We start from the raw sequence: 9,778 nt of genomic DNA, 5'->3' as shown, positions 1-9,778 counted from the left end.
GCCCTGGGGCGGCGGGGTCCGCCGGGGCGGAGTGCGGGCGGCCTCGCGGACGGCGTCGGCCAGGGCCTCCAGGTCGTCCCCGCGGGGCCGGGCCGCGGCGGGGTCGATGGCGAGCCTGACGACCTCCCAGCCGCGGGGCGCGGTCAGCCGCTCCGAGTGCTCGGCGCACAGGTCGTAACAGTGGGGCTCGGCGTAGGTCGCCAGGGGGCCGAGGACGGCGGTGGAGTCCGCGTAGACGTACGTCAGCGTCGCCACGGCGGGGCGGGCGCACGCGGTGCGCGAACAGCGACGGACGGGGCTCACGATGTTGGACCGTACCGCACTCCTGAGCGGGCCGCGACGACTCCGGGTGGCGTCACCCGCCCGTGTCGTCCCGGGCGTGCCCGCGCTGTGGTGATTCGTCTCAAGGTTCTGTCTTGTCCCGGGGCTTCCGGGTCGTCGGACGGTCGGCGTTCTGACCGGAGGGCGTCTCGTCCTCTATGGTCGATGGTTGATGGACAAATCCAGCAGCGTCCCCCCCGCCCCCTCGGGACCGACCGGTCACCGGCATCGGGACCGGCACGGCCGTGGCATGCGCGGCCCCGTGGCTCCCCCGCAGGTGCCGTTGGCGGCCAGCCGGGCGGAGACCTTCGACTCCCTGGTACACGACTCGGCCGAGCGGCTGCGGCGGCGGCTGCCACAGCTCGGCTCGGTGGACTTCGCCGTGCAGGAGGTGCCCTGGTTGGACGGCACGGGTCCTGGGCCCGACGGGGCGGACGTGGTGCCGCTCGGCGGGGTGGTCAGGGGGCGGCGCGGCCGCCCGGACCGCATCGTGGTGTACCGCCGCCCGGTGGAGCTGCGCAGCCGGGACCGCGAGGAGCGCGCCCAGCTGGTGCACGACGTGTGCGTGGAGCAGGCGGCGGAGCTGCTCGGCCTGGCCCCGGAGTCGGTGGACCCCAGATATGGCCAGGACTGAGGGGCCGGACACGGGCCGGGGCCGGCGGCGGTCCCGGGGTCAGTCGAGGAGGACGGACAGGTCCTGCCGGGCGTCGGGGACCTCGACGGCCGACTGGTCGTCGGGGAGGGTCTGCACGGTGAAGACGCGGGCGTCCTCGTCGCCCATGGTGAGCGTCCTGGCGGCGAACAGCGGGCCGCCGCCGCCGGGTTGGACCGTGATCGCGTAGCTGCCCCCGGTGCCGTCGGGGAGCTCGGGGGTGACGGTGAGGGTGGTCGCGCCGTCCACGGTGTAGGTCTCGGTGACCGGCTCGCCGCCCTCGGTTCCGGCCGAGATGGTGACGGAGACCTCCGCCGCGTCGCCGGGGGCGGTCAGGGCGAGGGTGGTGCCGGACGTCGTGTTGCCCGAGACGGTGGCCCGCTCCTCGACGGCCGAGGTGGCGGGGATGAACGCCATCTCGGCCGCGTCCTCCTCGCCGCCGACGACCTGGAGGGCCGCCACCACCCGGCCGGAGCCAGACCCGCCGGCCGGGGTGAGCACCACCGAACTGGCCTCGCCCTGCGTCAGGTTGCCCAGGTCGAGGGCGGTCAGCTCGCCGGAGCGCAGCGCCACCGTCTCGAAGCCGGCCGGGGTGATGGTGCCGCCGGGGCCGGCCAGGCCGACCTCCAGGGTGATGTCGTCGTCGCCCGGCGCGAACGCCACCAGGCGGACGCCGGTGGCCGCGGCCGGGATGCCGGGCAGCACCACGGGGCCGCCGGCGGCGGCGGTCGAGGGCGTGAGCCAGTCGGCGCCGCGCTGGGCGTCGACGGCCTCGATCTGGGCGCCGATCCGGCCGGTGCGGGCGGTGACGTGCACGGCGAGGTCGCCTACCGCCTCGTCGGTCAGGGTGGAGACGCGGACCGGGACCGTGGTGCCGCCCGGCACGGTGAAGCCCTCGGCGGTGTCGGTCTCGATCCGGCCCTCGGGGCCGAACAGCTCGATGTCGACGACGGTGGCGGCGGCGTCCGGGTTGGTGATGTGGACGTAGTCGCCGCGGCTCTCCGCGGTGCTGGCGCCGGCGAACCAGAACTCGGTGTCGGGGGTCTGGCAGGCGGTGCCGAGCAGGCCGCGGCCGTTGCCGGTCTCCACGCGGGTGGTCTGCTGCACGGTCCAGCCGGGGGCGAGGCCGGCCTCCGCGGTGCCGGTCAGCGCGGGCGCGTCGGAGTCGGTGACGGTCACGGTGACCGGGGCGCCGGCCTCCTCCAGCGGCACCACCGGGTCGGACTCGGCCGGCGGCTCCTCGTCGGAGTCGTCGTCGACGACGGAGCCCGCGGAGTGCTCGGGGGCCGGCAGCAGCGCGGCGCTGCCGGTCTCGTCCTGCTCGAACCCGGGGCTGAGCGGCGGCGGGGTGAAGGCGGTGTACCAGGTGGTGGCGCCCTCGGAGGCGGTCGGCCGGGGGCAGGTGAGCGCGCTGCGCTCGACCGGCCGCGGGGAGCTGAGCTCCAGGGTGGTGATCTGGACGTCGTCGGCCGGGCGGAGCGCCGCGACGCCGGTGAGGGCCGCCAGCACCGCGATGCCGGCCAGCAGGGACATGGTCGCGCGGTTCACCGCTGGTCGCTCCCGTCGCCGTAGTCGCCCGGGTAGTCATAGGGGGCTGTGTACGTCTGGTCGTAACTCTGGTCGGGACGCTGGTCGGGACGCTGGTCGTGGTGCTGGTCGTAGCCCCGCTCGTCCCAGCCGCCGTAGCCCTGTTGCTGCGGGATCGGCTGGCCGGTCCCGGGGTATCCGGCGGGGTCCTGGTAGCCGGGCTGCTGGTACTGGTCCTGGCCCTGGTAGGGCTGGGTCCGGTAGCCGGCGTCCGCCCACTGGTCGTGGCCGGCGGGTTGGGGGACGTAGGCGGGTTCCGGCTCCCGCGGCTGTTCGGTCGGCTCGACCGGCGGCTCGGCCCCGGCCTCGGCGGCGGCCTCCCGGCGGGCGCGGCGGCCCGTCGGGGCCTCCGCCGGCGGGGCGTCCTCCTCGGGCAGGTCGTCGTCCAGTTCGCGGCGCCGGCCGGGCAGTGCGAGCACGACCAGCACCAGCAGGGCGAAGCCCTGGACCCACACCCACACGGTGTGCCCGGTGGGCGTCTCGTGGAGGACGGCCAGCCGGCCGCCGCCCTCGGGCAGTTCGAAGCCCTGGGCCCAGCCGCCGACGGTGACCGGGGTCAGCGGCTGGCCGTCGAGCGTGGCGACCCAGCCCTCGGAGGCGGCGTCGGCGAGGCGCAGGGTGCGGCCGGCCGGGCCTTCGGGCAGGTCGGCGTGGACCTCGACGGCGCCGGCCGGGACGGCGATCGGCTCGGCGGCCTCGCCCTCCGCGCCCTCGGGGGGCAGCACGGTGACCCGGGAGACCTCGCGGCCGACCCGCCACAGGGCGCTGCCGTCCTCCTGGCTGAGCCGCTGGAGCCCGGGGGTGGTGTCGAGGACACGGTGCAGGCCACGCGGCGAGCCGTCCTTGACCAGCACGTAGCGGATCGCGTAGTCGGCGAGGACCGCGGTCTGGTCGGCGCCCGAGCCGGCCGCGAGGTTGCCGACCGCGCGGCCCAGGTCGGTGTCGTCGCCGACGAGTTCGCTGAGCTCGGCGTCGCCGAGCCGGGCGCCCGACCCGCGGGCCAGGGTGTAGTCGATGAGCTCGGGCAGCGCGCCGTCGGCGCCGCCCGTGCCGGCGAGGACGAGGGTGCGCGCCTGGTCGCGTGCCGAGCCCTCCTCGGCGACGAAGGCCGGCACCTGCACCGGGTTGGCGCGCTCCAGCGGCCCGGAGGCGCCGCCGAGGATCCAGCCGGCGGCGGCCAGCAGCGGGCCGGCCGCCGAGGCGCCGGCGATGGCCACGGCCACCGGCTGGCGCCAGCCGAAGCTCTGCGCGGCGACCCGGTAGCGGGCGCCGTCCGCGCCGAGCGCCGCGGCGCACAGCAGGGCCAGGCCGTAGACCAGAGTGGCGGGGCCGGCCCAGCCCTCGCCGTCGGACCAGATCGCGAAGCCGAGGCCGACCAGCGCGCCCGACCAGGCGGCGAGGATGGCGAGCCGCCGCTCGGTGCGCAGCAGCGCGCCGAGCGCGGCGAGCACCAGGCCGGCCAGCAGCCAGGTGCTCGGGGTGCCGGGGCCGCCGGGGCTGATGTTGAGCAGGTGCTGCGCGCTGGCCTGGTCGGTGGTGAACGGCAGCCCGACCTCGTCGAGGAAGTCCGACGGGCTCAGCAGCACCGACCAGGACCAGGGGCCGAGCAGCACGGCGGGGGTGAGCAGCGCGGCGGCCAGCCGCGGGACGCGGGCGCGGCGGGCGCCGGGCTCCTGACGGAGCGGCAGGGCGACGGCCAGCGCCGCGAGCAGCACGGCCATCGGCCAGACGACGGGGGTGAAGGCGACGGCGCAGCAGAGCAGCAGGGCGCAGGCCCAGGCGGCGCGCCAGGAGCCGCGGCCGCCGCCGGCGAAGCCGGCGGCGGCGACGGCGGTGCGGGCGAGCGGCGGCAGCAGCACGGCGAGCACCGCGGTGCCGATCCGGCCGCCGGCCAGGGCGCCGGTGACGGCGGGCAGGAAGGCGTAGGCGACGCTGGCCCAGGCGCGGAGCAGCCGGGACATGACCAGCGGCCCGGAGGAGAGGTAGGCGCTGACGCCGGCCAGCGGGACGGACGCGACGAACAGCAGCGTCATCGCGAGCCCGGGGCTGCCGAGCAGCAGGGTGGAAAGCAGCGCGAGCAGGCCGAGGTAGGGCGGGGCCGAGGTGTCGCCGCCGGTGCCGACGGGCTGCCAGGTGTCCAGGTAGCGGTCCCAGAGCGCGCCCGCCTCGGCGGGCGCCGGGAGCAGGGCGCCGCCGCTGAGGGCGCCGGTGCCGAGGAGTTCGCGGCAGGCGAGCAGCGAGGCGAGGAAGAGGATCAGGAAGAGCATGGGCCCCGGGCGGCGGGCCAGCCGCCGCAGCCGGGCGAACTGCTCGATCTCCAGGGAGTCGGACTCGTCGTCGCTCGGTCCCGACTCGACGGCGCCGTGTCGGCCGCCGGAGGCGGCGGCGGGTTCGGAGCGCCCGCCGAAGTTGCTGACGACCTGTTCGACGGTGGTGCGGAGGGTGGCGCCGGCCGGCGGGAAGTAGGGGCGGAGCTCCTTGGGGTCGCTGTCCGGGGCGGTGATGTCGCGGCGGCGGCGCCGGGCGCCGAGCACCCGGCCGGGGACCAGCAGGGTGGAGAGCAGCCCGGTGACCTCGTCGAGGGCGCGGCCGGGGAGCTTGCCGACGAGGTAGCCGAGTACCCGCAGCAGGGTGCCGAGGACGAGCCGGAACAGCACCCAGGGCAGGTTGGCCGTGCGGGCGTTGACGAGCAGGGCGTAGCTGGCGGCGGCCTTGTCGACGCGGTGCGGGTTGCCGCCGAGCCGGCCGCCGCAGTCGATGGCGCGGCGTTCGCGGGAGGCGGCCTCGGCGTGCCGGAGGACGGCGCCCGGAGCGATCAACACCCGGTGTCCCGCGGCCTGGGCGCGCCAGCAGAGGTCGACGTCGTCGCGCATCAGCGGGAGTCGCCTGTCGAAGCCGCCGAGCCGCTCGAAGACGTCGCGCCTGACGAGCATGCCGGCGGTGGAGACGGAGAGGACGGGCCTGACCTGGTCGTGCTGGCCCTGGTCCTGCTCGCGGCGGTCGAGGCCGGTCCAGCGGCGGCCGCTGTTGGCGATGGAGACGCCGACCTCGAGCAGTTGCCTGCGGTCGTACCAGCCGCGGAGCTTGGCGCCGATGACGGTGGCGGACGGGCTGGCGTCGGCCTGGCGGAGGAGTTCGAGGAGCGCGTCGGGGGCGGGGGCCGAGTCGTCGTGCAGCAGCCAGAGCCAGTGGACCGGTTCGCCGTGCGGGAGTTCCGGCAGGTCGTAGACGTCGTTGTTCCAGGTCCGGGTGACCGGGTCCCAGGCGTTCGGCCGCCTGAGGTAGGGGAGGTCGTCCGCGGTGAGCACCGGCGCGGCGCGGACCGCCTCGGCCACGGCGGCACCGAAGCCGGTGCGGCGGGCGAGGTGGAGGACGCGTTCGGCGCCGAGGGCGTCGCTGACCAGGGTGGCGGAGGAGTCGGCGCTGCCGGTGTCGGCGGCGATGACGTCCTGGACCGGGCGGTCCTGGCCGAGCAGCCCGGCAAGCACCTCGGGGAGCCAGCGTTCGCCGTCGTGTGAGACGAGCACCGCCGTGACGACGTGCTGGGGGAATTCGGGATGGCTTTGCACGGACATCGAGGTGCGGACCCCGGTTCGCTGGACGGTGGTGGACGTCGCACCACACTAGCGGCTGCCGGTGCCTGGGCCCCTCGTCGTGGGGGACCGCCGTCGAGCGGCTGTCAAACCGCCGTCAGACGGCGGCCTTCTTCAGGCGGCGGCGTTCACGCTCGGACAATCCGCCCCAGATTCCGAACCGTTCGTCGTTGGCCAGGGCGTATTCGAGACATTCCGAGCGGACCTCGCAGGCGAGGCAGACCTTCTTGGCCTCGCGTGTGGAGCCGCCCTTCTCGGGGAAGAAGGACTCCGGGTCGGTCTGGGCGCACAGCGCGCGCTCCTGCCAGCCGAGTTCTTCGTCCGCCTCGTCGACCAGCAGTTGCTGGAACAGCTCGGTCATATGCGCGCCCCTCGTCTTCTTTGCGTCCCCGTGATGCCGTCGTTATCGATACCGCTCGAACGACATGAGTGAAATTACAAGTGGGGTCGCCGCCCGGACAAGCCACGATCTGCCATTCACCCGATGATTCACCCTGTGGCACCACAGCCATACGGAAAGTGTTCAAATCGCCACAAATTATGCGCGTTCATCCGTCCTGCGGCACCTGCCGCTTCTCCTTTACAAGGAGGGACGTACCGGGCGCCGGATTTGTTGCAACCGACGCCGGGCAGCGACGTAGATCACAGCCGCATCACGGATGGGCAACGCGGCACCTGTCCGGTGGGATCCCCTCATAAACCATTCGGGGACCGGAGCGACCGGAAGTGATGAAACAATGGTCCAGGTCGCGCGTTCAGTTGACGGACGTGCGGCCCGACTCGTTCCAGTAGGGCATCCTTCGAGTCCGACTTCGATCACCGAGCTCACCGAGGCGTACCCCGACTCCATGGACAACGACAACGCGATCGCCGGCGATCCGCTGGCGATCCCGCATCTGCTGCCACCCGTTCCCGAGCACCCCACGACCGTGGCGGAGTTCGCCGCCCTGGCCACCGCGCTGGCCGGGGACCGTGAGTGTTGGGCGCCCCTGGTGCGGTACGACGCGGCGAGCCGCTGGTACCACCGGCTGCGCACCGGCCCCGGATACGAGGTGTGGCTGCTGAGCTGGGTGCCCGGGCAGGGCAGCGGGCTGCACGACCACGGCGAGTCGAGCGGCGTCTACACCGTGCTGGGTGGTGCGTTGACCGAGTCGACCGTGGGTCGCGGCGGCCGGGTCCTCACGCCGGGCTCGCTGCGGGTGCTGGCGCCGGGCTTCGTGCACGAGATGGTCAACGCCTCGCTGGAGCCGGCCGTCAGCCTGCACGTCTACTTCCCCGGCCTCACTCAGATGCGGATGCACCAGCGGGCGCATTCCGCACCCGTGCCCCGTTCGACGGCGGCCTGCTGACAGACTGGCGGGTATGCGACGCATCGTGGTTCTGTCCGGCGGCATCGGCGGCGCCCGCTTCCTGCGCGGGCTCAAGCGGGCCGCTCCCGACGCGGACATCACCGTCATCGGCAACACCGGCGACGACATCCATCTGTTCGGCCTCAAGGTCTGTCCCGACCTCGACACCGTGATGTACACGCTGGGCGGCGGCATCCACGAGGCGCAGGGCTGGGGCCGCGCGGACGAGACCTTCACGGTCAAGGAGGAGCTGGCCGCCTACGGCGTCGGGCCCGAGTGGTTCGGGCTCGGCGACCGGGACTTCGCGACCCACATCGTCCGCACCCAGATGCTGGAGGCCGGCTACCCGCTCAGCGCGGTCACCGAGGCGTTGTGCCAGCGGTGGCAGCCGGGCGTCCGGCTGCTGCCGATGACGGACGACCGGGTCGAGACCCATGTGCTGATCGACGACGGGGTCGGCGGCCGCAAGGCGGTGCACTTCCAGGAGTACTGGGTGCGGCTGCGGGCCGCCGTCGCCGCGCACGCGGTGGTGCCGGTCGGCGCGGACCAGGCGAAGCCGGCGCCGGGCGTGCTCCAGGCCGTGGAGGCGGCCGACGTCATCGTCTTCCCGCCGTCCAACCCGGTGGTGAGCGTGGGCACCATCCTCGCGGTGCCCGGCATGCGCGAGGGCATCGCGAGCGCGGGGGTGCCGGTCGTGGGCCTCTCCCCGATCGTCGGCGACGCGCCGGTGCGCGGCATGGCCGACAAGGTGCTCGCGGCGGTCGGCGTGGAGGCCACCGCGGCGGCCGTGGCCCAGCACTACGGCTCGGGGCTGCTCGACGGCTGGCTGGTGGACACCGTGGACGCGCACGCGGTGAAGGCGGTGGAGGACGACGGCATCCGCTGCCGGGCCGTGCCGTTGATGATGACGGACCTCGACGCGGCCGCCGCGATGGCCACCGCGGCGCTCGAACTGGCCGGGGAGGTCACGGCCGCATGACGACCCAGCTGCGGGCTCCCGCGTACTCGGTGTGGGCGCTGCCGGGCATCCCCGAGGTGGCGCCGGGCGACGAGTTGGCCAAGCTGATCGCCGCGGCCGTGTCGGCCGCGGCGGCGCCCACCGGCGGTCCGGCCCTGGTGGACGGCGACGTCGTCGTCGTCACCTCCAAGATCGTCAGCAAGGCGGAGGGGCGGGTCAGGCGGGCCGACGACCGCGAGGCCGCCATCGACGAGGAGGCCGTCCGGGTGGTGGCCCGCCGCGGCCGCACCAGGATCGTCGAGTCGCGGCACGGCTTCGTGATGGCGGCGGCCGGCGTGGACGCCTCCAACACCCCGGCCGGGACCGTGCTGTTGCTGCCGGAGGACTCGGACGCCTCGGCGGCCGGGATCCGGCGCGGGCTGCGTCAACTGCTCGGCGTGGACGTCGGGGTGCTGATCACCGACACCTTCGGCCGCCCGTGGCGCGAGGGGCAGACCGACGTGGCGATCGGCGCCGCCGGGCTCACCGTCCTCGACGACCTGCGCGGGTCGACCGACCCGCACGGCAACGAGCTGGGCGTCACCGTCACCGCGGTCGCCGACGAACTGGCCGCGGCCGGCGAGCTGGTGAAGGGCAAGACGGCCGGGCTGCCGGTGGCGGTCGTCCGCGGCCTGGCCCACCTGGTGGGCGAGGGCCCGGCCACCGCCCGTGACCTGGTGCGGGACGCCGGCTCCGACATGTTCCGGCTCGGCACGTCGGAGGCGATCAGGGAGGCCGTGGCGCTGCGGCGCACGGTGCGGGAGTTCACGGCCGCGCCGGTCGACCCGGCGGCGGTACGGCGCGCCGTGGCCGCCGCGGTGACGGCCCCGGCGCCGCACCACACGACGCCCTGGCGGTTCGTGCTGGTCGAGTCGGCCGAGGCGCGGCGCGGGTTGCTCGACGCGATGCGCGACGCCTGGATCGCCGACCTGCGGCGGGACGGGAAGTCCGAGGAGTCCGTCGCCCGCCGGGTGCGGCGGGGCGAGGTGCTGCGGGCCGCGCCGTATCTGGTGGTCCCCTGCCTGGTGGCGGACGGCGCGCACGACTATCCGGACGAGCGGCGCGCGACGGCGGAGCGGGAGATGTTCGTGGTGGCGATGGGCGCCGGCGTGCAGAACCTGCTGGTGGCGCTGGCCGGCGAGGGTCTGGGCTCGGCCTGGGTGTCGTCGACGATGTTCTGCCGCGACGTGGTGCGGGCCGAGTTGGCCCTGCCGGCCGACTGGGACCCGATGGGCGCCGTGGCCGTCGGCCACGCGGCCTCCGCCCCGCGCCCCCGCCC

General features: G+C 75.0%; 8 protein-coding genes. 4 read left to right on the top strand and 4 right to left on the bottom strand.

All coding sequences use genetic code 11. From position 1 onward, the window contains the following. The coding region (locus E1283_RS24710) for a DUF3499 domain-containing protein (protein WP_132820345.1) at positions 1-306 on the bottom strand (306 nt) is incomplete at its 3' end. A 265-nt stretch (positions 307-571) separates the two neighbouring features. Here E1283_RS24710 and E1283_RS24705 point away from each other — a divergent pair. After that, positions 572-955: a metallopeptidase family protein gene (locus E1283_RS24705; RefSeq protein WP_425086221.1), complete on the top strand. Its 384-nt coding sequence runs from the start codon at positions 572-574 to the stop codon at positions 953-955. Between the two features lie 39 nt (positions 956-994). Here the strand turns inward: E1283_RS24705 and E1283_RS24700 are convergent, their stop codons facing one another. The 3 genes from E1283_RS24700 to E1283_RS24690 all read right to left on the bottom strand — a co-directional run bounded on the left by E1283_RS24700 (position 995) and on the right by E1283_RS24690 (position 6,514). Further along, the gene (locus tag E1283_RS24700; RefSeq protein WP_207930515.1) at positions 995-2,521 is read right to left on the bottom strand and encodes a DUF5719 family protein; all 1,527 of its coding nucleotides are present in this window, start codon (positions 2,519-2,521) and stop codon (positions 995-997) included. After that, positions 2,518-6,135 carry a glycosyltransferase family 2 protein gene (locus tag E1283_RS24695; RefSeq protein WP_132820342.1) on the bottom strand — a complete coding sequence of 1,206 codons (3,618 nt, stop codon included), beginning with the start codon at positions 6,133-6,135 and terminating at the stop codon, positions 2,518-2,520. Before E1283_RS24695 ends, E1283_RS24700 begins: the two co-directional genes overlap by 4 nt. A 115-nt stretch (positions 6,136-6,250) precedes the next feature. Further along, on the bottom strand, positions 6,251-6,514 hold the full coding sequence (locus E1283_RS24690; protein WP_132820341.1) for a WhiB family transcriptional regulator: 264 nt from the start codon (positions 6,512-6,514) through the stop codon (positions 6,251-6,253). A 487-nt stretch (positions 6,515-7,001) separates the two neighbouring features. Between E1283_RS24690 and E1283_RS24685 the strand changes: the two genes are divergently transcribed. The 3 genes from E1283_RS24685 to E1283_RS24675 all read left to right on the top strand — a co-directional run. Beyond that, the gene (locus E1283_RS24685; protein WP_132820340.1) at positions 7,002-7,502 is read left to right on the top strand and encodes a cysteine dioxygenase; all 501 of its coding nucleotides are present in this window, start codon (positions 7,002-7,004) and stop codon (positions 7,500-7,502) included. Between the two features lie 13 nt (positions 7,503-7,515). Continuing rightward, positions 7,516-8,481 carry a 2-phospho-L-lactate transferase gene (gene cofD / locus E1283_RS24680; protein ID WP_132820339.1) on the top strand — a complete coding sequence of 322 codons (966 nt, stop codon included), beginning with the start codon at positions 7,516-7,518 and terminating at the stop codon, positions 8,479-8,481. Then, on the top strand, positions 8,478-9,778 hold a 1,301-nt coding region (locus E1283_RS24675; protein WP_132820338.1), incomplete at its 3' end, for a coenzyme F420-0:L-glutamate ligase. The genes cofD and E1283_RS24675, both read left to right, overlap by 4 nt.

It is taken from the genome of Streptomyces hainanensis (genome assembly GCF_004348415.1).
Taxonomy (GTDB): Bacteria; Actinomycetota; Actinomycetes; order Streptomycetales; family Streptomycetaceae; genus Streptomyces; species Streptomyces hainanensis.
This window is presented reverse-complemented; position numbering and strand designations above follow the sequence as displayed.